This is a genomic window from Pseudomonas sp. 05N434 (genome assembly GCF_056396965.1).
Map to the genome: position 1 here is coordinate 1 of NZ_JBFTMK010001068.1, position 538 is coordinate 538.

General features: G+C 48.9%; 2 protein-coding genes. Both read left to right on the top strand.

The window, feature by feature from the left end; all coding sequences use genetic code 11:
• The coding region (locus AC1DLB_RS31750; RefSeq protein WP_477786501.1) for an amidohydrolase family protein at positions 1–214 on the top strand (214 nt) is incomplete at its 5' end.
• Between the two features lie 156 nt (positions 215–370).
• Complete coding sequence (locus AC1DLB_RS31755; protein ID WP_155944795.1) at positions 371–514, top strand: hypothetical protein; 144 nt, start codon at positions 371–373, stop codon at positions 512–514.
• Positions 515–538 lie beyond the last annotated feature (24 nt).

The following is a 538-nucleotide window of genomic DNA, read 5'->3' on the forward strand; positions in this document are numbered from 1 at the left end:
CGCTCGAATGGCATTACCGCTGCTGGAACAAAGTTTCGGCCTTCGCCAGTTGGTGTGGGGCAGCGACTGGCCGCATACGCAGCATGAGCAAAGCATCGGTTTCAGCACCGTAGTCGATCAGTTGCAAGCCCTGGAGTGTTCGACGCAGGTTAGCTATTCGTTGCTGGTGCAAGTCCCTCGAAGGTTATTCGGTTTTGCGAAAGGCGAAAGCTGAAATTTACGCCTGCATTTGCAGATGACCATTCATCTCACCCATTTAAACGAATACATACAGAACATTCGAAGTGCGACCGTTGCAGTAAAACCTATCGTGGCTCATCGAGAGTTCTGTGTAATAGCAGCATATTCCAATTACAAGAGAGTAGATTCCATGAACACGTCATCCAATGCCGAAGTTGAAAGCACCCAAACGATGTTTGGTTTATTGCGTGCGCCGACAGGCGTTACGGTTTCAAACTTCTCTTTCAAATCTGAGTGCAGTTTGAGCGCCAGCCCAGCCGAGATCCTTTCATGACTCCCTTAGATGTAGACCTCTTAC